We start from the raw sequence: 21,406 nt of genomic DNA, 5'->3' as shown, positions 1-21,406 counted from the left end.
GCCAAGGATTACTAAGACGTATGAGCGGTTAAACTTAACAAAATACACATACGTCTTAGTTTAGACTTTGCTCGGCTTAACAAAGTCACAATAAACGTCTGCTGCAAATCAGCCCTTATTGTATTTCGCGTCAACAGCGTTGATCGCATCGACGTTGCTTGCCGACTTGCCTTCTGGATCAAAAGACGCCGATAGGAATGCCTCAGCGATGTCTTTCGCCAGTTCCGCACCGATGACGCGCGCGCCCATGGTGATGATTTGCGCGTTGTTCGATGTTGCGGCCTTACCAGCGGAGTAGGTGTCGTGGGTTTGTGCTGCGCGGATGCCTGGAACTTTGTTCGCTGCGAGGCAAACGCCGATGCCTGTGCCGCAGCACAGGATGGCGCGGTCGAATTCGCCAGCGACAACCTTGGACGCGACGTGGTCGGACAGGTTGGCGTAGAATTCACCAGCTGCCGACATCGGCACCAAGGTCACGTCGTATTTTGCTGCCAAGTGGTCAGCGAGGGTTTTTGCGAGGCCTTCACCAGCGCTGTCGCCTGCGAGTGCTACTTTCATGGTTTTCTCCTAGTGTCAGATTTTAGCGGCGCATTTCGCGAGAATGTCGAGGTAGCCCTCAACTCTCCAAGCGGAACGGCCAATAAAGAGGCCGTCGATATGCGGGCATTGGATAAGTTCTTCACAGTTCTCGGGATTGACCGAGCCACCGTATAGACATGGAACTTTGCGGCCTAGAACGTCTTCGGCCACAGCAATGATTTCTGCCTGACGCGCGTCTGCATAGTCCGACGTCGCAGGGATGCCGTTCACGCCAATCGCCCAAACGGGTTCGTAGGCCAAAAGGATCGGTGCGGATTTCTGGTCGTCGGTCAGGTGACCGAGTGCGCCGCGCACTTGCGCTTCGAGGACTTCTTGAGCGCGACCTGCCTCGCGTTCGGCAAGGGTTTCGCCGATGCAGATCAACGGGATCAGACCATGACGAACAGCGGCTTCGGTCTTGCGACCTACGGTCTCGTCGGTTTCGCCGAAGTGCTCACGACGTTCCGAGTGACCGAGCTCAACAATATCAAGGTTGCAGTCTTTGAGCATAAGAGGCGACACTTCGCCCGTCCACGCGCCACCGTCTGCCCAGTGCATATTCTGTGCGCCGACCTTGACCGAGGTATCTTCGAGGATCTGTTTGACCTCGCGCACGTTGGTGAAAGACGGGATAACAAAACGCTGGATGCGATCATCGCGATCCGCGTCTGCTTCGACGAGAGCCTTTGCGAAGACCTTGGCCTCGGCCAAGGTTTTGTTCATTTTCCAGCTGGTTCCAATCCAGAATTGAGCCATAGGTCAGTCCTTTGCGTTCAGAATTTCGATGCCTGCCTCACGAAGCGGAGCTGCATGTTGAAGGTCTAGATCCAGCGTCACGACAGTATCGAACGCGGTCATGTCAGAGAGTTGGTGCAGCGCGGTGCGGCCAAATTTTTTCCCGTCGGCCAGCAGCACGACCTTGGCTCCTGCGTCGATCATCGCGCGTTTACAGCGGGTAACGCTTTCATCCATGTGATAACAGGTCAGTCCGTTCACGGCGGGGGTCGAAAGGAAAGCGAGGTCGACCTGCAGGCGGGAGAGGCTCTCTTCGGTCATCATGCCAAAGAAGCCGTTGAATTTACGACTGTATGTGCCGCCGAGCGCGATGAGGTTTACCCCTTGCACATCGGTTAATGTGTTAATCGCAGCCAAATTGTTAGTTATCACAGTCAATGGACGAATATTAACAATCGCGTCTGCCATGAGACCCGCTGTCGTTCCGTCATTGATCAGGACCGTCATGCCCGGTTCAATCAGGCTTGCCGCCTTATTCGCAACCGCCCGTTTCACGTCGACGTTTTGCAGGGCGCGGTAACGGTAGTCCGCTTCGAACTGGGTGCCCGATTCAATGGTGGCACCGCCCCGAATTTTCCGCAGAAGCCCTAATTTTTCAAGGTCATCAAGGTCACGGTGGATCGTCATTTTTGACACATCAAACCGCTGCGCGAGATCGTCTAGATCAACCGCGCCCATCTGGACCAATAGGTCCATGATTGCTTGTCTGCGTTCTTCGCGTTTCAAACGAAACTCCTCCGGTTCACACGTCTACTACCCGTTTAAAGCAGATGCGCGCGTTGTGATAGTTCTAACAATCGCGATACTTTTTACAACATTAATTTTGTGATTTTGTGATTTTGTATTGTGATTTTTGTGAGGCATCGTTACGACACGCTCCAACAGGAGGACCATTTCGATGCCCAAAGATTCGAACCACGTTGATTTCGTTGCTGCCAAAGCTGCACTTGATCCCGAACATTTCGCTCTCGCCAATTGCATTCGCGCTCTGTCGATTGACGCTGTGAATGCTGCAAACTCGGGCCACCCAGGTGCGCCGATGGGTATGGCGGATGCCGCGACGGTTCTGTTTCGCAATCACCTGAAGTTCGACGCGAAAAACCCTGATTGGGCGGATCGCGATCGTCTGGTTCTCTCGAACGGCCACGCCTCGATGCTGCTCTATTCCGTGCTGCACCTAAGCGGTTATGAGGACATGACCATCGATCAAATCCGCAACTTCCGTCAGATGGACGCGAAGACGGCGGGTCACCCAGAATTTGGTCACGCCAAAGGGATTGAAACCACGACGGGTCCGTTGGGGCAGGGCATTGCAGCGGCTGTTGGAATGGCGATCGCTGAAAAGGCATTGGCCGAAGAGTTCGGCTCTGACCTTGTTGATCACAATACCTATGTTCTGCTGGGTGACGGTTGCCTTCAGGAAGGCATCGGTCAGGAAGCAATCAGCCTCGCAGGTCACCTCGGCCTCGGCAAACTCGTTGTCCTATATGATGACAACGAGATCACCATTGATGGCGCGACCTCCGTATCGTTCTCCGAAGACGTTCCGGCCCGCCTCGCGGCTTGCGGTTGGCACGTTCAATCCTGTGATGGCCACAATGCGGCCGAACTGGATGCTGCGATCACTGCGGCGAAAGCCGTCACAGACAAACCTTCTCTGATCGCGATGAAAACCGTGATCGGGTTTGGCTCTCCGAATAAAGCGGGAACCTCCTCCTCCCATGGTTCCCCGCTTGGAGCGGACGAAGGCCAGCTGGCGAAAGATACGCTTGGCTGGTCTTCGGCCCCGTTCGAAATTCCCGCCGATCTGTCGGCCCAATGGGCAGCCATCGGCACCCGTGGCGCGGCTACACGTGAAGCATGGGAAGCCCGTGTTTCCGCATCCGAACATGCCGCAGAGTTCACTCGTCGCATGTCGGGCGAAATGCCTGCGGCCCTCGATGCTGCTATCGCTGACGCCCGCGCAGTGCTCTTTGCTGACCCTAAAAAGGTTGCGACCCGCAAGGCGAGCCAGATGGCGCTGGAAGTTCTGACCCCAGTTCTGCCTGAAATGATCGGTGGCTCGGCTGACTTGACTGGCTCTAACCTGACCCGCGTTCCTGCCGTCGATAGCCAATTTACCCGCGAAAAAGCAGGCCGTTACATTGGTTACGGCGTTCGTGAATTCGCTATGGGCGCTGCGATGAACGGGATGAACAACCACGGCGGGCTGATGCCTTATGGCGGCACGTTCATGGTGTTCTCGGACTATGTGCGCAACGCGATCCGCCTGTCCGCTTTGATGGAAATCGGCACGATTTACGTGATGACCCACGACTCCATCGGTCTGGGTGAAGACGGTCCGACCCACCAACCCGTCGAACATCTCGCTTCGCTTCGCGCTATGCCAAACCTCTTTGTCTTCCGCCCTGCAGACGTCATCGAAACGCTCGAGTGCTGGGAAATTGCTGCGAAGTCGCGCAAGACGCCGTCGCTCCTCGCTCTGTCGCGTCAGAACGTGCCTCAACTGCGTCTCTCGGAGACGGGTGAGAACCTGTCGGCCAAGGGTGCCTATGTCATTCGTCAGTTCGGCGAAGGCCGCGACCTGACGATCCTCGCCACCGGCACCGAAGTAGAGATCGCGGTGGCTGCTGCAGAGCGTCTGCACGCCGATGGCAAATCGGTTGCTGTCGTATCAATGCCCAGCTGGGAATTGTTCGACGCGCAATCCGCTGACTATCGCGCCGAGGTTCTGGGAACTGCACCCCGCATCGCGATTGAGGCCGCCGCAAAGTTCGGTTGGACCCGCTATGTCGCCTCCGAGGATGACGTGATGGGCATGACCACCTTTGGTGCCTCGGCCCCGATCGAGGACCTCTATGAGAAATTCGGCATCACCGCTGATGCCATCGTCGCCCGCGCAAATGTTCTGTTGGGCTAATTAGGGAGAGCAAAATGAAATTCTTCGTCGATACCGCTGTTGTTGCCGACATCAAAGAACTCAACGATTACGGCCTGCTGGATGGTGTAACCACCAACCCGTCGCTGATCGCTAAATCTGGCCGTGACTTCAAAGAAGTGATCGCAGAAATCTGTTCCTTCGTGGACGGCCCTGTTTCGGCAGAAGTCGCTGCGATGGACTACGATGGTATGGTTGCCGAAGGCGACCACCTCGCTCGGATCGCCGACAACGTCGTTATCAAACTTCCGTTGACGCTCGATGGTCTGAAGGCTTGCCGTTACTTCAGCAATAAAGGCATCAAAACCAACGTGACCCTGTGCTTTACAGCGAATCAGGCTCTCTTGGCTGCCAAAGCGGGCGCAACTTATATCTCGCCTTTCGTTGGCCGTTTGGACGACATTAACATCGATGGCATGGATCTGATCCGTGACATCCGCGAAATCTATGACAACTACGGGTTCGAGACGGAAATCCTCGCGGCATCAATCCGCACCGCGAACCATGTGAAGGATGCTGCATTGGCTGGCGCCGATGTGTCGACCATTCCGCCGTCTGTTATCAAATCGCTCGCGAACCACGTTCTGACTGACAAAGGTCTGGAACAGTTCGCAAAGGATTGGGCCGCAACTGGCCAGAAAATCCTCTAAGGAACACCCGACACGACTCTCTCTCTTCGTGTGTTGGGTTACGGCGGCCTTCGGGCCGCCGTCACTATTTCAAGAGCTCGCGTGCTGTTCGTTCGTCGGTAATAAGGCCAGACAAGCGACCAGACCGCAGAACTGCGCGTAGGGCTTTGACCTTATTCGGTCCGCCTGCCAAGGCGACGATACGGTCTGTCCGACCTTTCTCCATCGAAACGGCTAGAGTGCGCGACGTAAGTGGTGTTTCTAGAACCGACCCATCGTCCGCAAAGAAGTGGCCGAGCATTTCGCCCGCAGCGCCTGCCTCTTTGATCTGTGCGATTTCGGACGGTTCAATCATGCCAGAGTTCACAAGCTGCGTATCAACCTCAGCCGTGCCGATCCCGACGATCTTGAGCGTTGAATTTTCGGCCAATTCAAAGACCTCTTTCACACCGTTTTGGGACAACAGAACCTGACGATCCTCTTCGGTGTTGGCAAAGAACGGCACGGGCATCACATAGGCCTGCGCGTTCGTTTTCTCGGCCAAAAGGTGCATAACGTCGTGCGGGTTGGCCGAGAAGTTACGGGTCAAACCGCCCAAGAGGGACACAAACCGCAACCCTTGAGTTTCAAAGTGCGGCATCGCGCGGACAGAAGCGGCCAGCGTTCGACCGTGGCCGATACCGATCGTGGTGTGTTTGCCAGCCTCCAGCCAACGGCGCAAACGACCCGCGCCCGCCATAGCTAGTGCTCTAAACGGAACGCCGTCTTCGCTGAGGTCAGGGGCAATCTCACAGCTTTGCAGACCGTATTTTTCGATCAATTGCTCTTCGAGTTCGATGCATTCGACAATGTCACCGTCAATGCTGACTTTGACCGCGCCCTCTGCGACCGCTTTCGCGATCAGGCGGTGCGCCTTTACAGATGGAACGCCGAGTTTCTTTGCAACAGCGGATTGGGTTAACCCGCCGACGTAGTGGAGCCATGCTGCACGAATAGCGAGACTGTGTTCGCCGTCTTGTCCTTGCCGCTCACGCGCCATGTTATCCTCCCCAGTTGACGCTTAGCGCGCCTTTTCCATTATTTCCGCCAGTTGCGCGGTCGTCAGCGCAACGGGATTGGCCTTCATTGATGACGACGTTGCGGCGTCTTCTGCGGCTTGATGGCGGTCCTCCTCCGACACGCCAAGTGCATCCAACCCAAGAAGTCCGTTCGACTTAGACCATTGTTCTAGTTTTTCAAAAGCTATTTCAGTGTCGCAGTTTAACGCGGCGGCGATCCACTGTCTGACTTCGGTGATCCGCGGGTGACCGCCGCTCTGCGCCTCATTCATGGTTAATCCGTGCGGCAAGAGCGCCCCGCAGATCGCGCCGTGTGCGCCGTTCGATAGACCACCCAAAGGCCCTGCCAGTCCGTGCACCACGCCGAGCCCCGCATTGGCGAGGGCGATCCCTCCGTAAAGGCTCGTTAGGGCCAGATCATCCCGCGCTACGGGGTCTTCACCTTCCATTAAACTAACGAGCGCCTTCATCCCGCGAGGAATGGCATCACGGCAAAGGGCATCCGTCATGGGGTTCGCGCGGCTGCAAATGTAGGGCTCAATCACCTGTGTCACGGCATCAAGACCAGAGGCCAAAGTGATCGGCTTGGGACAATTATCGGTGAGTGCGGGGTCAACAATTGCGAGCCGAGGCAGCATTCGAATATCGCGGAGCGAGACCTTCCTCCGATGTGAGGGCACATTAATAACGGCATTCCGCGTCGCCTCTGCACCCGTTCCCGCAGTCGTTGGTATCGTGACAAAGGGTAGGGGGTTTGTCTCTAAAGGCAGACCTTTGCCCACGACCTCGAGGTAGTCCATCATGTCGCCTTGGGCTGGAACCAGCGCGGCAATCGCCTTGCCCGCATCAATCGCGGCACCGCCGCCGATGGCGATGACAACGTCACAACCCTCTGCCGCTGCGATCCCAGCGGAGATCAGATTAACGTCAGGCTCTTTGGGAACAGAGAACACCGTTGTCGCAACATCCTCTGCCTTTAGCCCATCGATCAACCATCCCGCACGATCGGACGTAGCACCCATCACAATCAACGCATGGCGACCAAAGGTTGCGATCCGCGCAATCGATCCATGCGCGGTTCCCCTGCCAAAACTGATCTCGGTTGCCGTGGCAAAGCCGAAAGTCGGAAGTGTTGTCATAAGAATGTCTCGCCCCGCGGATTGTTTGCAGGACTAATGGCGGCATCACGCCATGCGAGCAAGTCGCGCGCTATCGTCGAGGTGCCGCCAGTGCTCTTAGACATTCAAATCCTTTTCGCCAGTATCGATGTGAGACGCCCAAAATGCGATGCTTTCGGCAATCTGGGGAATGACCTGACGGTCGTTCGGTTCGCGCTCTTTGAACGAAAGTTCGAGGCAGATTTCGTTATCAACCGCGCCACCCTCAGACAGAGCCTTCAGGAGCGGTTCAGGCTGGATCGCACCCTTCGCATTGAACTCCGCCGTAAAGGGACGGTGCCCTGATTTATCCATCATCGACTGTTTGATGTGAATGATCGGGCTGACCTTTGGCACGGCACGTGCCCAAGCATAAGGGTCCGTGTCGTCAGGGTTCAGCGATGTGACATCGCCGTGGTCAATGTCGGCCATCATCCACATCGGGATCGCCATATCTGCCGCCGTCAAACGGTCTTGAAGTTTCATGCACTCGGCAATCGTTTCGCCAAATTCGCGACCCACGGACATGGGTTCCCAATAAACGTAATCGAGGCCCGCGCCTTTGGCATGTTCAGCGACTTCAGCCCAGCAATCGATCGCGATCTGGATCAGGTCCTCGCGGCGTTGGGCATCGTCGTAGTCTTTGAAGGTAAAGATCGCGAACTGAGTGCCGACCGATTTGCCACCCAGATCACCGATAATGTCGGCAAAGATCTTGAACCAGTCGACGTAGTAACGGCGCACGTCCGCATCGGGGTGGCCAAAGTGGTTCAGCCGACCATAGGGACCCGTCATGCCCGACGTGCAGCGAACACCCGTGCGTTGGCAGGCGCGGTCCATCTCTCGGGTCAGGCGGCGAATGATGGGCGCGGGCCAGCTCGGGTTAATGAACTCATGAGTCAACTGAAGGTCACGGATGCGCAAGTCCCGCGCCGTCGTTTCGATAAGGTCTGTCGGTTCAGCGAAACGGTTTACCAACGGATTGGTATTGAGAGAGAGTGAGAGAGCCATTTACGCTGCCTCGACAGATTCAGTGGTGAACCATTCAGCAAAAGCAGCTTCCTCTGCTTCGCTCAGGTCCAGACGATGTTTGGTGCGGCGCCATGTTACGTCTTCGGCCGTCAGTGCCCATTCGTGCGCAACGAGATAACGGGCCTCGGCCTCAAAAAGCGTTCCGCCAAAGTGACGCCCCAGACCATCCAAAGATGTCGCAGAGCCAACAATCATTGCTGTCCGCGTGCCATAACGGCGACCGTAGTATTCCCGCAGGTTACGCGGCATCCAAGGGTAGTCGACCTTTAGTTTCTGGCGGAACTTATCGTAGTCCGCGTCTTCCATATCCCCACCAGGGAGCGTGGCGTTGGCGGTCCAGTCACCTTTGATGTTCGGAAAAAACTTGGCAATTTGATGCATGCCGCGCTCAGCCAACTCACGGAATGTGGTGATTTTGCCTCCAAAGATATTCAGCAGCGGCGCGCCACCGGTAGTGTCGAGGTCGAACACATAGTCACGTGTGACGGCCGACGGGTTGCCTTTGCCATCGTCAAAGAGCGGGCGGACGCCAGAGAAGGTCTCGATCACGTCGTCTTTGGTCAGCTTTTCTTTGAAGTAACGGTTCACCGCGTTCAGCAGATATTCGACCTCACCATCATCACAGGTTACATCTTCAGCGCGGCCTTCGTAGGAAATGTCGGTGGTGCCGATCAGTGCTTTGTCACCCTCATAGGGGTTGATAAAGATCACACGTTTATCGTGATTCTGGACGAGGTAGCAGTTCGGACCGTCCCAGAATTTCTTGGTGATAATGTGGGATCCCTTCACCAAACGCACATTGCGGGTGGAGTTCGATCCCGCAACACGGGTCAGCACGTCGGTCACCCAAGGGCCAGCCGCGTTGACAAGAACCTTCGCGCGATATTCTCGTGTTTCGCCTGTGATAGTGTTTTGTGTCGTGACAATCCACTGACCGTTATCACGACGCGCTGAGACAGCGGGCGAACGGGTAAGAACAGTTGCGCCACGTTCGGCGGCATCGACGGCGTTCAGCACGACGAGGCGCGCATCGTCGACCCAACAGTCTGAGTATTCGAAACCACGTTTGTATTGATCGAGCAGAGGCGCACCTTCAGGATCGCGACGCAAGTTCAGCGTGCGGGTGCCTGGCAGTTTCTTACGACCACCGAGGTGATCGTAGAGGAACAGACCAAGGCGGACCAACCAGGCAGGGCGGTCTTGCGGAGAGTGCGGCAGAACAAAGCGCAGCGGCCAGATGATGTGCGGCGCAGCGTTCATCAGAACTTCGCGTTCAATCAAAGCTTCGCGGACCAAACGGAATTCATAGTATTCAAGGTAGCGCAGACCACCATGCACCAGCTTGCCCGAACGGGACGAAGTGCCTTCGGCGAGATCGTCTTTTTCGCAAAGGACAACGCTCAGTCCGCGTCCCGCTGCATCACGAGCGATACCAGCACCGTTAATGCCGCCACCGATCACGAAGAGATCTACATCTTGAATTGCCGTCATTGTCTTGCCTTTCGTGTGTCAGCGCAGGCCCTATTGGGCGGGCTGCGCAAACCGTCCCCAAACAGGCGCGAGCGCGACCCGTGTCTGGCGATAGGTTTCAAATAAAATGTCGTATGCTTGGACCAGTTTCGGGTCCGGTTGTTCTGCTGCCCCAAGAAGAGGCGTTGTCCATTCTGCGATGCAGTCTTCCATCGTGTCGTAAGCACCGATCGCGACCGCAGCCATCATCGCGCAGCCCGCGGCGCCTGCCTCTTCGCGGTTCGATACGCGCACAGGAGTATTCAGCGCCCCCGCCAAAACAGCGCGAAGTGCAGCAGAGCGGGCAGCGCCGCCCGTCAACCGCAGTTCGGTCGGCATTTCGCCCATCGCCGAATAGCAATCGCGCGCTGCCATGCCCAATCCTTCGATCACGGCACGAACGATGTCTGCGAAACGGTGGTTTGTGTTCAGGCCAATGAGACTTGCGCGCGCATTGGCATCCACGAACGGCCCGCGTTCGCCAGCCTCCGAAATGTAAGGGTGATAAACCAGCGCACCGATGTCGGACTTCTCCATCCAGCCATCGATTTTGGCGACGAGTTCTGCATGCGTCGGGCGATTGCCCATTTCCGCTATGAGGTCTTCGGCAACTTGCAGCGCCCAATCGAGGTTGAGCGTCGCTGCCATGTTGGTTTGAACTTGGGTCACGCGATCAGGCACAGGTAGGCAAATCACATAGCCTGTGCGTTCTTTGTTCAGGTGCACGTCAGATTTATCGACTGACCGCATGTGAACGCCCGTTGATCCGACTGTCGAACAGGCTGGCCCCGTTTCACCCGTATGAACCCCCGCACCCAGAGCGGTCATCACCATATCAACATAGCCGAGCGAAATTGGTGTGCCTTCCAGCAGTCCTGTCGCGGCGGCGGCCTCAGTCGTCAGTGGGTGCGTCACCATCGTGCCGTCGATGATCTGCGGGAGGAGGTGACGACGATGCGTCAGTCCCAGCGCGTCGATCACCGTATCGCTAAACGCGCGAGTGCGGAAATCACCAAAGGTAAAGCTCGCCTCGGATGGATCGGTTGCGCGCACGCCTGTGAGATTGAAGTAGAGCCAATCTTTGCAGTGCAGCGCGGTCGCTGCCTTATCCAAAATCTCAGGATGGTGACGATCCATGTGCGCGAGTTGCGCGCCCTGCTGGCAGGTGTTCAGACCTGTACCAGTTGCAGCAAAACGTGCCTGATCAGTGTCTTTCGCGGATAATTCCGCCACCGTTGGCGCGGCGCGGGCATCGAGCCACAGCCAGGCGTCACACACGGGTTTGCCGTGCGAATCAATTAACCAAGTTCCATCGCCCTGCGCTGTCACACCGACAGCACCGACACGGTCAGCGAAGTTATCAATCTTATCGGTGAGGCCACGCAACGCGGCCGCGCAGTCGTCCCAAGTTTGGGGCAGAGACTGGGTCGCGGCACCGTCGGCGCCCATTGTGTATTTATTACGGACAGAAGACGCGGCCAGCTGAACACCCTTGCGATCAAAAGCCACCGCTTTGATCACAGAAGTCCCAGCATCGATCCCGACAATAATGTCTTTGGTTACAGTCACGTCTTTTCCTCCCAGAGCACGTTTCGCGGTTTGATTCGTGTCCCGCGCTCCCCTTGTCTTTTGCCAGCGTTAGAGCCCTTTCCAGACACAATCTGGAGGCCGTTTCACGCAAAGGGTCACCGCGAATTCACGTCGCTTTGGCATATGATCCTCTGCAGTCTGAATAGCACAGGAATTTTTCATTGTGTGATTTTTTTTGCAGACAACGTAATTTTTTTCACTTATGGTCAATTCAACTTCGAGACGGCAATGACGCTCGAACGCCAAGTTTTGCTGGGGGAATCGACGGAGGATCGACCCAGTGGGCGAAAAGGGGAGGAGCGGCTCGCGACGCTAGATCGCGATCATCTCCTAAATTGAGAATGTCAGGTCGCCGACCGTGGATGGCCTGAATGCTGCACCTCTTTGGTGCAGACAGACTGAGACTACGCGGCAGGATTTCCTGTCCGATATACGAGGGCATTGAAGAATGGCGAACGCCGGTACAACACGTCAGACGAAGAACCGCACCAACCGCATGAAGTGGGTGCTGCCGCTGTGTGTTGTGGCTGTTGTTGGCGCAATAGCATGGGACACAACGGTCGTTCGGATTGGCTCGGATCAAGACTCTCGTCAGGCCGCATTCAATCCCGATGCATATGGTGTTGAAAACTTCCCGCGCATTCGTGACCTCATTGTTGACCGCGCACCCGAGGCTGTTGCCCTCGCTGACGCGCTGGCCGCTGATAAGGCGGCCGCAATCGCTGAATTCGGCACGCCGACGGCTATCGGCGGCATCGTTGCAGTGAAACTCACTGGCGTTGTTGGTGAAGGTCGCAACGGCGTTTACGAAGTTTCCGTTGAGGGCATGCCCGAAGGCACAAAAATCCGCGTTCAGAGTGGCCCCGCAATCAACGGCACCGATCTGCGTGACTTCCCTGGTGACATCAACTTTGGTCAGTTCACCAATCAGATCGAATTTCAGGATGCAGGCTCTGGTCTGAACCGTGCGATGTCGTCAGCGACCCTCGCTGATTTGGATCGTGACACGCTGACGGGCAAGACCATCGAGGTCACAGGCGTCTTTACCCTCATCAACCCGAAAAACTGGCTGATCACGCCCGTTTCGTTCGAGGTGAAGTAATGCAGCACCCGAGCCCAGTAGATATCCCGCAGTCAAAGCCGGACACTGTTGAAGTCGTTCTTGCGGCCCGCAATGTGGCAAAATCCTTTGGTGCGGTTCAGGCACTGAAAGGCGTGAACTTTGACGTGCACCGTGGACAGGTGACCACGCTGTTCGGTGAAAACGGCGCGGGTAAATCGACCCTGATGAAGATCCTGTCGGGCGTTCAAAAGCCGACGACGGGCGAGATCATCCTTGATGGTAAGGCGGTCGAGCTGAACTCGACCACCGAAGCGCAGGAAATGGGGATTTGCATCATCCACCAAGAGCTGTCGCTCGCCCCGAACATGACCGTGCGCGACAACATCTTTATGGGCCGCGAAATCATGGGGTCCTTTGGCGTCGATTACGCCGAAGAGGAACGCCAGACACGTATCCTGATGGAGGAGCTGGAAGAGGATATTGATCCTCTGGCAAAGGTCGAAGACCTACGTCTCGGCCAACAGCAGATCGTTGAGATTGCACGTGCCCTATCCGTCGACGCCCGTATTCTGATCATGGATGAACCAACCTCTGCGCTGTCAGCGTCCGAAGTTGAGGTTCTGTTCAAGGTCATCCACGACCTAAAAGCTCGTGGCGTTTCAATCGTTTACATCTCTCACCACCTCGAAGAGGCGCTGACTATCACTGACCACGCTGTCGTTCTGCGTGATGGCAATATGACGGCATATGCGCCACGGGCTGAGATCGATCTGGAGTGGATCGTGGTGAACATGGTCGGTGAGAACTTCGACCTTGGAAACCCGCCAGAGGGCTACGACTTTGGCGCGCCAGCCCTGACCATCGAAAACTTGACCGTGCCGACATCGAGCGGCAAAGGCGTCGCTGTCGACAACCTCAATATCGAGGTCAAAGCAGGTGAGATCGTTTGTATCTATGGTCTGATGGGCGCTGGCCGCACTGAACTGTTGGAGTGTGCAGCGGGCCGTTTGAAAAATACCGCTGGTCGCGTGCTCTTGCATGGTGACGATGTGTCTGGCCTGACGATTGCGGAACGCATCGACGAAGGTCTGGTGCTTGTGCCCGAAGATCGCCAGCGCGATGGTCTGGTTCAAACCATGACCGTTGGTCGGAACCTGTCACTCGCCTCAATCGCGAATTTCACAAAGCGTTTATTCACCTCGGTGTCGGACGAGAGCCAGATCATCACTGACTCTATTCGTGATGTGACAGTAAAAACCGATGGTCCGAATGCTGCGATTGGATCGCTTTCGGGCGGGAACCAACAAAAGGTTGTCATCGGCAAGATGCTCGTCACCAACCCGTCGGTGATCATGCTCGATGAGCCGAGCCGCGGTATCGATATCGGCGCAAAGGCAGAGGTTTTCAAACTTCTCGCTGAACGCGCCAAAGAGGGCCTCGCCGTTCTCTACACCACGTCTGAAGTCAGCGAATGTCTGTCCATCGCACACCGCATCATCGTGATGCGCCGCGGTCAGATTTCGGCTGAGTTCACCCACGACACAACAAAAGAAGCAATCATGGCCGCCTCTGGCGAGTCATTGGTCGCCTGATAGACTGCAAGGAGTTCACACGATGTCGGATTCGACAGCCTCCGCTAAGAACAACGCTGGCAAAGCGAAACGCGGATTCAATCTCGGTCATATTCTGCTCGAGGGTCGTGCATTCTTTGCGCTGATCGCGATCATTATCACCTTCTCATCTCTGTCGCCGAACTACGCGTCGGTTGGCAACTTCCTGATCATGGCAAACCACGTCGCGATCTTTGGCCTTTTGGCTATTGGGATGCTTTTGGTTATCCTGAACGGCGGGATCGACTTGTCGGTTGGTTCGGTTCTTGGCCTCTCTGGGGTTTTTGCAGGCTACTTGATGCAAGGCGTGGAAATTCCGTCCCTCGGCATCATCCTGTTCCCACCAGTTTGGGCCGTTGTAGTGCTGACAATGGCGTTGGGTGCCTTCGTTGGTCTGGTAAACGGCATTCTCATTGCGCGTTTCAAAGTGCCTGCCTTCGTTGCGACCCTCGGTTCCCTATATGTGGCACGTGGTGCGGCGCTCTTGATGACCAATGGCCTGACCTACAATAACCTCTCGGGTGAAGATGGTCTCGGTAACACGGGCTTTGATTGGCTAGGCTTCAACCGCCTCTTTAACGTTCCGATTGGCGTTATCGTTCTGGCGATCGTCGCAATCGCTGCGGCCCTTCTTCTGGCACGCACCGCGTTCGGTCGTTGGCTCTATGCATCGGGTGGCAACGAACGTGCGGCGGAACTTTCGGGTGTTCCTGTTAAACGCGTCCAGATCACCGTGTACATGCTGTCGGGCGTTTGTGCCGCCATCGCTGGCCTCGTTCTGAGCTCGCAGCTGACCTCTGCTGGTCCGACCGCAGGCACCACCTACGAACTGACTGCCATTGCTGCGGTTGTGATCGGTGGCGCAGCCCTGACGGGTGGTCGCGGCAACATTCTTGGCACCATGCTCGGTGCTTTCGTAATCGGCTTCTTGTCGGATGGCCTCGTTATCATTGGCGTGTCCTCCTACTGGCAGACCGTGTTCACAGGCGCAGTGATTGTCCTCGCTGTTCTGCTGAACTCCATCCAATACGGCGGGGCAAAGCGTCACTAACCCAACCGTAAAATTTCGTCGGCGCGGGGACGAGGAGAACCCGCCCGCGGAGAAACGCCGGACCTCCGGCACCACCAACCCCAAAGGGAGACCAAAATGACAAAAATCACCAAACGCGCTCTGCTCGCTGCTGTTGCTACCCTGCCGCTGATGGCTGGTTCGGCTTGGGCTGAAGGCCTGATCTCGATCATCGTCAACGACCCTGCAAACCCGTACTGGTTCACCGAAGGTGAAGTTGCAAAAGCAACCGCAGAAGGCCTCGGCTACGAAGCGACCGTCGCTGCGCATAAAGGTGACACCAACACCGAAAGCACCCTGATCGACACCGCGATCACCAACCAAGCAGCTGCAATCATCCTTGACCCTGCAAACGCTGACGGTTCCATCGGTGCTGTTCGCAAAGCGGTCGACGCGGGCATTCCGGTCTTCCTCGTCAACGCTGAAATCAACGAATCCGGTCTGGCAATCGCTCAGCTGGTTTCCAACAACGCACAGGGTGCAGCACTCGGCGCGATGCAGTGGATTGACCTGACTGGCGGTGAAGGCAACTACGTTGAGTTCTTCGGCCACCCAGCTGACAACAACGCAGCAACCCGTTCGAACGGCTACGAAACTGTGATTTCACAGTACCCGGACATGGTTAAGCTGGCTGAAGAAGTCGCTAACTGGGACCGCACCATGGGCTACACCAAGATGCAGTCGCTCATTCAAGCAAACGACACCATCAACGCTGTTATCGCTGGTAACGACGAAATGGCTCTCGGTGCGATCGCTGCCCTCAAAGAAGCAGGCCGTATGGACGGCGTGATTGTTGGTGGCTTCGACGGTTCGCCGGACGCAGTAGACGCAATCCGTTCGGGCGAGCTGGCATACTCGGTTCTTCAGCCGGTTGCTGTCTTCTCGGCAGAAGCAGTTCGTCAGGCTGACCACTTCATCAAAACTGGCGAGCGTCTGGTTGCTGATGAAAAACAACTGTTCGACTGCCTCATGATCACTCCGGAAAACGTAGCAAACTACTCTGCTCCGTTCACTCTGTCGGAATAATTAGACTACCCTCCCAAAAACAAAGGGCGGCCCGTTCGGGCCGCCCGTTTTCGTTTGCCGTGTTGAGCCTCTTACGGGATCAAACGTGCGATGATCAGATCAGCGGCCTCTTCAGGCGTCATCTGGGTCGTGTCGATCCGCATTTCAGCGTTTTCAGGCGCCTCATAGGGGCTGTCGATACCTGTGAAGTTCTTCAGCTGACCAGAGCGCGCCTTGGCATAGAGGCCTTTGACGTCGCGGGCTTCAGCAACTTCGAGCGGGGTATCCACAAACACTTCAACGAATTCACCCGGCTGCATCATGCCCCGCACCATGTCCCGCTCAGATCGGAACGGAGAGATGAATGCGGTGATCACAATCAGACCCGCGTCGGTCATCAACTTCGCCACTTCACCCACGCGGCGGATGTTTTCAATCCGGTCCGCTTCGGTAAAGCCGAGGTCTTTGTTCAACCCATGGCGCACATTGTCACCATCCAAGAGGAAGGTGTGGCGGTTCATCCGCGCGAGTTTCTTTTCAACAATGTTTGCGATCGTTGATTTGCCCGAACCCGACAGACCCGTCAGCCAGAGAACCGCTGGTTTCTGGTGCTTCATCGACGCGTGGTGGTCACGGCCAATGTCGGTTGCCTGCCAGTGGATGTTCTGCGCACGGCGCAGCGCAAAATGGATCATGCCAGCCGCAACAGTGTGGTTCGTGATCTTGTCGATCAGAATGAACCCGCCGAGGTCGCGGTTGTCTGCATAGGCCGAGAACGGGATTTCACGGTCAGTGGTAATGTTCGCCACGCCAATCGCATTGAGGTCCAACGTTTTGGTCGCGAGATGCTCTTGGGTGTTGATGTTCACTTCGTATTTCGGCTGGTGAATGGTGGCCGAAACGGTCTGCGTGCCGATCTTGAGCCAGTAGGCGCGACCGGGAACCATTTCGGTCTCATCCATCCAAACGAGGGTGGATTCAAACTGGTCTGCGACCTCCAATGGGGCCTGTGCCGCAACGATCACCTGACCGCGCGAGCAATCGATTTCATCCGCCAGCGTGATGGTCACGGATTCACCCGCCACAGCCAGATCTCGATCACCCTCAAGGCTCACGATCCGCGAAACGGTGGATGTCTTGCCCGACGGCAGAACGCGCACTTGATCCCCTGGGCGGACCGAGCCGCTCGCGATCATGCCAGCAAAGCCACGGAAGTCGAGGTTCGGACGGTTCACCCACTGAACGGGCAGACGGAAAGGTTGTTCCTGATCGGCGGTGACGTCGACCTCAACGGATTCAAGGAACGGCAACAGGGCAGGGCCCGTATACCACGGGGTAAATTCGCTCGGCCCTGTGATGTTGTCGCCTTTGAAGCCCGAGATCGGGATAGCGGTGAACTCTTCAATGCCGATGGAGCGGGCGAATTCGCCATATTCCGCGACGATGTTGTCAAAGGTCGCTTTGTCGTAGCCGATCAGGTCCATCTTGTTCACGGCGAGGACGACGTGACGGATGCCGATCAGGTTCACCAGATAGCTGTGACGGCGGGTCTGGGTCAGCACGCCTTTGCGCGCGTCGATCAGAATAACGGCGAGGTCGGCGGTCGATGCGCCAGTGACCATGTTGCGCGTGTATTGTTCGTGGCCGGGGGTGTCTGCGACGATGAACTTGCGCTTTTCGGTGGCAAAGAAACGGTAGGCAACATCGATGGTGATACCCTGTTCGCGTTCCGCGGCGAGGCCGTCCACGAGAAGGGCAAAGTCGATCTCGCCGCCTTGGGTGCCGACGCGTTTGCTGTCTGCCTCAAGCGTTGCGAGCTGATCTTCAAAGATCATCTTGCTGTCATAGAGCAGGCGGCCAATCAGCGTGGATTTACCATCGTCAACAGAGCCACAAGTGATGAAGCGCAGCATGGTTTTGTGCTGGTGCGCCCCAAGATAGGCATCAATGTTCTCGGCAATAAGCGCGTCTGTTTTGTAAATAGGTTCGGTCGTCATAGCGGGCACCTTTGGGGTGTGAAATGTGTTGAAACGGACTGACGGGCAGGGGCTTAAAAGTAGCCTTCCTGTTTTTTCTTCTCCATCGAGGCAGCCTGATCGTGGTCGATCGCGCGGCCCTGACGCTCAGAGGTCGTTGTCAGCAGCATTTCTTGAATAACTTCGGGCAGGGTGGTTGCCGTGCTCTCGACCGCGCCAGTCAGCGGGTAACAGCCCAGCGTACGGAACCTTATGGATTTCATCACAGGGGTCTCGCCATCACGCAGCGGGAAACGATCATCGTCCACCATGATGGTCAGGCCATCGCGCTCGACGGTCGGTCGCGGGGCCGAGAAGTAGAGCGGCACAATCTCGATCCCTTCGAGGTGGATGTACTGCCAGATGTCCAACTCGGTCCAGTTCGAGATCGGGAACACGCGGACGCTTTCGCCCTTAGCTTTGCGGGCGTTGTAGAGGCGCCAAAGTTCTGGGCGCTGGCTTTTCGGGTCCCAGCGGTGGTTGGCCGAACGGAAAGAGAAGACGCGTTCTTTGGCGCGGGATTTCTCTTCGTCACGGCGCGCGCCACCAAAGGCAACGTCAAAACCGTATTTGTCCAAAGCCTGTTTCAGACCTTCGGTCTTCCACATATCGGTATGCAGCCCGCCGTGATCGAACGGGTTGATGCCGCGTTCTGCCGCTTCGGGGTTTTGGTAAACCAGCAGTTCCATACCTGCGTCTTTCGCCGCTTTGTCGCGCAGCGCATACATGTCACGGAATTTCCAAGTGGTGTCGACGTGCAAGAGCGGGAATGGCGGCGGGGCAGGGTAAAATGCCTTCTTTGCCAGATGCAGCATGACGGCAGAGTCCTTGCCGACGGAATAGAGCATTACTGGATTTTCGGCTTCCGCGACAACTTCGCGAAGGATGTGAATGCTTTCAGCTTCAAGGCGCTGCAGGTGGGTCAAAGTCTTTTGGGTCATACTCGAATCGCTTTGGTGCAAGTTTTGCCCAGCGATAAACGTTAGATTGCAGTAGCGAACGCCCCAAATGGGGGGTAAGTAGAACTATGGCCCGCTTTGATGACCAGACAGAGCTCACACGGACACTCTTTGCCGAAGCTGCGGCAAGGGCTGATGCGCCGTGGGCATCGTTTCTGGATCTGCTGCGCGAGGTCACACAGGCCGACGGCGCGGGCCTTTGTGTGGATGCTGAGGGGGCCGATCTTTGTACACGCGGTGACTGCCCCGTTGTTGATGCGCCGCTCCGTGGTCGCCTGCGAATTGATCGCGTTTATGCCCAAGACGGCTTGCCGCTCGCAGATTGGACTAAGGGGTTTTTGCGTGTCGTGAAGGCACGGATCGATGCGACCTCGCACGTCACGGTCTGGCTGCATCGTGGTTTTCACCGCAAGGATTTCCGCAGTTCTGACGGGCAAATCCTCTCTGCTCTGACACCATTCTTCGGGCAGGCGGCACAGATGTCATTAACCTTGCGTGCCGAGCGGACAGAGGCGGCCTTGTCGGAAACCCTCGCCGCGCGGCTTGGTGCGGGCTGGATTGTGTTCGATCGGTCTGGCGTCGTGCAATCATTGTCTGGTGCCGCGCAAGAGTGGAGCGAACGCGAGGGTCTGCGGATAGAGGATCGGCGGCGGCTCGAATTTTCTGATGCGGATGTTGCGCAGGACTATCGAATGGGATTTGCTGCTGTTTTGGCAGGAGAGGGTCCCGTTACGGTTCCGATGCTTGGCGCCGAACTTGTGCTGTCGCTGAATGATGACTTTGGAGACGGTGCGATTGTTGGATCCCTTCGAACAATGCCGATGGCGTCAGAGATTTCGCACGAACGGATTGCAGCGCATTTCGCTCTTAGCCGCAGCGAGGCGCGACTGCTGGCGCAGCTATGTGACGGTCACACGTTGCGCAGCGCCGCTGAGGTTCTTGGCTGGACCGAAGAGACTGCGCGGAGCACGTCTAAGGTGATCTTTGCGCGGCTCGGCGTATCGGGTCAGCCCGCGATGATCAGGCGGATCATGGGCAGCGGTGTTTGGTTCTAGCTACGGTGCGCCAAAGAGGTGCAACACCACGGGAATGGTGAGCAGCGCGCCGACAGTCTGGAGCGTTACGATCCCCGCCATGAACGTCCCGTCGCCACCCATTTGTCGGGTTAACACGTAGGACGATGGGGCCGTCGGCACTGCGGAAAAGACAACGAGGACGAGGGCCTCTGCGCTCGACAAATCGAACACATAGGCGACACCCACAGCCAAACACGGCATCAACGCGAGGCGGGATACAGCGTTGCCTAGCAACGGGATTAGGTCTTGACCGAGTGCCGATGGGCGAAGCGCTGCGCCGACGCACAGTAGGCCAAGGGGAAGGCTACCTTGGGCCAGTAGTTTCAACACTTGGCCCGTTCCGAACGGCAACCCGACATTGGTGATTGCGAGAATGGCACCAAAGACACAGGCCATAACCAATGGGTTCATCCCAACCTTTTTCAGAAGCATTACAGGCGATCGCCAGACCGCCCCATCGCTCAGCGCGATGATCGCGAGGATGTTCACCAGTGGCACGGCGATTGCGAGGTAAACTGCCGCCCGTTCAAGGCTTTGCGCACCAGCCACCATCGCGAGGACGGAAAGGGCGAGGTAGGTGTTGAACCGCAGCACGCCTTGAAGCGCCGGACCGAACCGTTCCGATGGCGTGGGGCGAATTGCGCGGAGCATATAGAGCACGACCGCCCCGATCATGATCGTCGCAACTGCCGACGCGCCGAGGCGCAATATCTGTGGGTCACGGATCGGCGCATTGGCGAGGTTCGACACCAATAGAGCAGGGAATAGAACGTAGTAATTCAGCCGTTCCGCTGCGGGCCAAAAGGCGTCAGACGGAAACCCTTTGCGGGCCAAAACAAAGCCACAGCAAATCAAGGCAAAGATCGTCCAGATCGCCGTCAGCATGTCTGTTCTTCCTGGATGCGCACCGCGAAATCAGGCTCTATTCCGCCTCAAAGCTTTCAAAAACCTTGCGCGCCGCACGGAAGCACTCAAGCCCCTGAGGGACGCCGCAGTAGATCGCGATCACATGGATAATGGCGCGGATTTCTTCTTTGGAAACGCCATTATTGATCGCGCCCCGACAGTGCAATTCCCATTCGTGCATCTTGCCCAAGGCACCGATCATCGAGAGGTTCATCATTGACCGCGTCTTGACGTCGATCACATCGTCACCCCAGCCAAAACCCCAGCACCACGCGGTCATGGCCTCTTGGAACGGGCGGGTAAAGTCATCGGCGGCGGCGAGGTTCTTTTCGACATAGTCCGCGCCGAGCGTCGCTTTGCGCTGCTCTAATCCTTTGAGGAACAGGTCTTCGTCGAATGCGGTCATGGTGGTGTCC

Annotated in this window: 19 protein-coding genes; 7 read left to right on the top strand and 12 right to left on the bottom strand. The window is 56.7% G+C overall.

Features of this window, described 5'->3' with window-relative positions; genetic code table 11:
* Positions 1-108: 108 nt before the first annotated feature.
* From AC07ED_RS00170 to AC07ED_RS00160, 3 genes are read right to left on the bottom strand one after another with little or no spacing between them, the layout of a single operon-like run.
* Entirely contained in the window at positions 109-558 is a 450-nt protein-coding gene (locus AC07ED_RS00170) for an RpiB/LacA/LacB family sugar-phosphate isomerase (protein ID WP_105236556.1), read from the bottom strand.
* 15 nt (positions 559-573) lie between these two features.
* Positions 574-1,335, bottom strand: a complete 762-nt coding sequence (locus AC07ED_RS00165; protein WP_105236555.1) for a triose-phosphate isomerase — start codon at positions 1,333-1,335, stop codon at positions 574-576.
* 3 nt (positions 1,336-1,338) lie between these two features.
* A complete protein-coding gene (locus AC07ED_RS00160) occupies positions 1,339-2,100 on the bottom strand; it encodes a DeoR/GlpR family DNA-binding transcription regulator (protein WP_105236554.1) in 762 nt (253 codons plus the stop codon).
* Positions 2,101-2,272: 172 nt separating this feature from the next.
* Here AC07ED_RS00160 and tkt point away from each other — a divergent pair, with 172 nt between their 5' ends.
* Together tkt and fsa are read left to right on the top strand one after the other, a co-directional pair.
* The gene (gene tkt / locus AC07ED_RS00155) at positions 2,273-4,294 is read left to right on the top strand and encodes a transketolase (RefSeq protein ID WP_105236553.1); all 2,022 of its coding nucleotides are present in this window, start codon (positions 2,273-2,275) and stop codon (positions 4,292-4,294) included.
* A gap of 14 nt (positions 4,295-4,308) precedes the next feature.
* On the top strand, positions 4,309-4,962 hold the full coding sequence (gene fsa / locus AC07ED_RS00150) for a fructose-6-phosphate aldolase (protein WP_105236552.1): 654 nt from the start codon (positions 4,309-4,311) through the stop codon (positions 4,960-4,962).
* Positions 4,963-5,026: 64 nt separating this feature from the next.
* On the opposite strand, the gene AC07ED_RS00145 is transcribed toward fsa, so the two are convergent.
* From AC07ED_RS00145 to AC07ED_RS00125, 5 genes are all read right to left on the bottom strand, one after another.
* On the bottom strand, positions 5,027-5,980 hold the full coding sequence (locus AC07ED_RS00145) for a sugar-binding transcriptional regulator (protein WP_105236551.1): 954 nt from the start codon (positions 5,978-5,980) through the stop codon (positions 5,027-5,029).
* 21 nt (positions 5,981-6,001) lie between these two features.
* Positions 6,002-7,138: an iron-containing alcohol dehydrogenase gene (locus AC07ED_RS00140; protein ID WP_105236550.1), complete on the bottom strand. Its 1,137-nt coding sequence runs from the start codon at positions 7,136-7,138 to the stop codon at positions 6,002-6,004.
* A 96-nt stretch (positions 7,139-7,234) separates the two neighbouring features.
* A complete protein-coding gene (locus tag AC07ED_RS00135; RefSeq protein WP_105236549.1) occupies positions 7,235-8,167 on the bottom strand; it encodes a sugar phosphate isomerase/epimerase family protein in 933 nt (310 codons plus the stop codon).
* Positions 8,168-9,679 carry a glycerol-3-phosphate dehydrogenase gene (locus AC07ED_RS00130; RefSeq protein WP_105236548.1) on the bottom strand — a complete coding sequence of 504 codons (1,512 nt, stop codon included), beginning with the start codon at positions 9,677-9,679 and terminating at the stop codon, positions 8,168-8,170.
* A gap of 30 nt (positions 9,680-9,709) precedes the next feature.
* Positions 9,710-11,266 (bottom strand): FGGY-family carbohydrate kinase, encoded by a 1,557-nt coding sequence (locus AC07ED_RS00125; RefSeq protein ID WP_105236547.1) that lies wholly within the window; start codon positions 11,264-11,266, stop codon positions 9,710-9,712.
* A gap of 469 nt (positions 11,267-11,735) precedes the next feature.
* On the opposite strand from AC07ED_RS00125, the gene AC07ED_RS00120 reads away from it, so the two are divergent.
* From AC07ED_RS00120 to AC07ED_RS00105, 4 genes are all read left to right on the top strand, one after another.
* A complete protein-coding gene (locus AC07ED_RS00120; protein WP_245918230.1) occupies positions 11,736-12,389 on the top strand; it encodes a DUF2291 domain-containing protein in 654 nt (217 codons plus the stop codon).
* Positions 12,389-13,942: a sugar ABC transporter ATP-binding protein gene (locus AC07ED_RS00115; protein WP_105236545.1), complete on the top strand. Its 1,554-nt coding sequence runs from the start codon at positions 12,389-12,391 to the stop codon at positions 13,940-13,942. Before AC07ED_RS00120 ends, AC07ED_RS00115 begins: the two co-directional genes overlap by 1 nt.
* Before the next feature lie 22 nt (positions 13,943-13,964).
* Entirely contained in the window at positions 13,965-15,011 is a 1,047-nt protein-coding gene (locus AC07ED_RS00110; RefSeq protein WP_105236544.1) for an ABC transporter permease, read from the top strand.
* 96 nt (positions 15,012-15,107) lie between these two features.
* Complete coding sequence (locus AC07ED_RS00105) at positions 15,108-16,055, top strand: D-ribose ABC transporter substrate-binding protein (RefSeq protein WP_105236543.1); 948 nt, start codon at positions 15,108-15,110, stop codon at positions 16,053-16,055.
* A gap of 71 nt (positions 16,056-16,126) precedes the next feature.
* Here AC07ED_RS00105 and cysN read toward each other — a convergent pair whose 3' ends face one another.
* Positions 16,127-18,031 carry a sulfate adenylyltransferase subunit CysN gene (cysN, locus tag AC07ED_RS00100; protein ID WP_105236542.1) on the bottom strand — a complete coding sequence of 635 codons (1,905 nt, stop codon included), beginning with the start codon at positions 18,029-18,031 and terminating at the stop codon, positions 16,127-16,129.
* A 53-nt stretch (positions 18,032-18,084) separates the two neighbouring features.
* On the bottom strand, positions 18,085-18,990 hold the full coding sequence (gene cysD, locus AC07ED_RS00095) for a sulfate adenylyltransferase subunit CysD (protein WP_105236541.1): 906 nt from the start codon (positions 18,988-18,990) through the stop codon (positions 18,085-18,087).
* Between the two features lie 86 nt (positions 18,991-19,076).
* Between cysD and AC07ED_RS00090 the strand changes: the two genes are divergently transcribed.
* The gene (locus AC07ED_RS00090) at positions 19,077-20,063 is read left to right on the top strand and encodes a helix-turn-helix transcriptional regulator (protein ID WP_105236540.1); all 987 of its coding nucleotides are present in this window, start codon (positions 19,077-19,079) and stop codon (positions 20,061-20,063) included.
* On the opposite strand, the gene AC07ED_RS00085 is transcribed toward AC07ED_RS00090, so the two are convergent.
* Both AC07ED_RS00085 and AC07ED_RS00080 read right to left on the bottom strand, forming a co-directional pair.
* Positions 20,064-20,969 (bottom strand): AEC family transporter, encoded by a 906-nt coding sequence (locus AC07ED_RS00085; RefSeq protein ID WP_105236539.1) that lies wholly within the window; start codon positions 20,967-20,969, stop codon positions 20,064-20,066. It abuts the gene before it with no gap.
* A 37-nt stretch (positions 20,970-21,006) separates the two neighbouring features.
* Complete coding sequence (locus AC07ED_RS00080) at positions 21,007-21,396, bottom strand: carboxymuconolactone decarboxylase family protein (RefSeq protein WP_105236538.1); 390 nt, start codon at positions 21,394-21,396, stop codon at positions 21,007-21,009.
* Positions 21,397-21,406 lie beyond the last annotated feature (10 nt).

This window comes from Aestuarium zhoushanense, assembly GCF_056431045.1.
Note: the sequence above shows the minus strand (reverse complement) of the source record. Positions and strands in the feature narration are given on the sequence as shown.

What these genes read in the sequence shown, in the direction of transcription:
- AC07ED_RS00170 (WP_105236556.1), bottom strand. Translation starts at nt 558, where the DNA reads ATGAAAGTAGCACTCGCAGGCGACAGCGCTGGTGAAGGCCTCGCAAAA.
- AC07ED_RS00165 (WP_105236555.1), bottom strand. Translation starts at nt 1,335, where the DNA reads ATGGCTCAATTCTGGATTGGAACCAGCTGGAAAATGAACAAAACCTTG.
- tkt (WP_105236553.1), top strand. Translation starts at nt 2,273, where the DNA reads ATGCCCAAAGATTCGAACCACGTTGATTTCGTTGCTGCCAAAGCTGCA.
- fsa (WP_105236552.1), top strand. Translation starts at nt 4,309, where the DNA reads ATGAAATTCTTCGTCGATACCGCTGTTGTTGCCGACATCAAAGAACTC.
- AC07ED_RS00145 (WP_105236551.1), bottom strand. Translation starts at nt 5,980, where the DNA reads ATGGCGCGTGAGCGGCAAGGACAAGACGGCGAACACAGTCTCGCTATT.
- AC07ED_RS00140 (WP_105236550.1), bottom strand. Translation starts at nt 7,138, where the DNA reads ATGACAACACTTCCGACTTTCGGCTTTGCCACGGCAACCGAGATCAGT.
- AC07ED_RS00135 (WP_105236549.1), bottom strand. Translation starts at nt 8,167, where the DNA reads ATGGCTCTCTCACTCTCTCTCAATACCAATCCGTTGGTAAACCGTTTC.
- AC07ED_RS00130 (WP_105236548.1), bottom strand. Translation starts at nt 9,679, where the DNA reads ATGACGGCAATTCAAGATGTAGATCTCTTCGTGATCGGTGGCGGCATT.
- AC07ED_RS00120 (WP_245918230.1), top strand. Translation starts at nt 11,736, where the DNA reads ATGGCGAACGCCGGTACAACACGTCAGACGAAGAACCGCACCAACCGC.
- AC07ED_RS00115 (WP_105236545.1), top strand. Translation starts at nt 12,389, where the DNA reads ATGCAGCACCCGAGCCCAGTAGATATCCCGCAGTCAAAGCCGGACACT.
- AC07ED_RS00110 (WP_105236544.1), top strand. Translation starts at nt 13,965, where the DNA reads ATGTCGGATTCGACAGCCTCCGCTAAGAACAACGCTGGCAAAGCGAAA.
- AC07ED_RS00105 (WP_105236543.1), top strand. Translation starts at nt 15,108, where the DNA reads ATGACAAAAATCACCAAACGCGCTCTGCTCGCTGCTGTTGCTACCCTG.
- cysN (WP_105236542.1), bottom strand. Translation starts at nt 18,031, where the DNA reads ATGACGACCGAACCTATTTACAAAACAGACGCGCTTATTGCCGAGAAC.
- cysD (WP_105236541.1), bottom strand. Translation starts at nt 18,990, where the DNA reads ATGACCCAAAAGACTTTGACCCACCTGCAGCGCCTTGAAGCTGAAAGC.
- AC07ED_RS00090 (WP_105236540.1), top strand. Translation starts at nt 19,077, where the DNA reads ATGGCCCGCTTTGATGACCAGACAGAGCTCACACGGACACTCTTTGCC.
- AC07ED_RS00085 (WP_105236539.1), bottom strand. Translation starts at nt 20,969, where the DNA reads ATGCTGACGGCGATCTGGACGATCTTTGCCTTGATTTGCTGTGGCTTT.
- AC07ED_RS00080 (WP_105236538.1), bottom strand. Translation starts at nt 21,396, where the DNA reads ATGACCGCATTCGACGAAGACCTGTTCCTCAAAGGATTAGAGCAGCGC.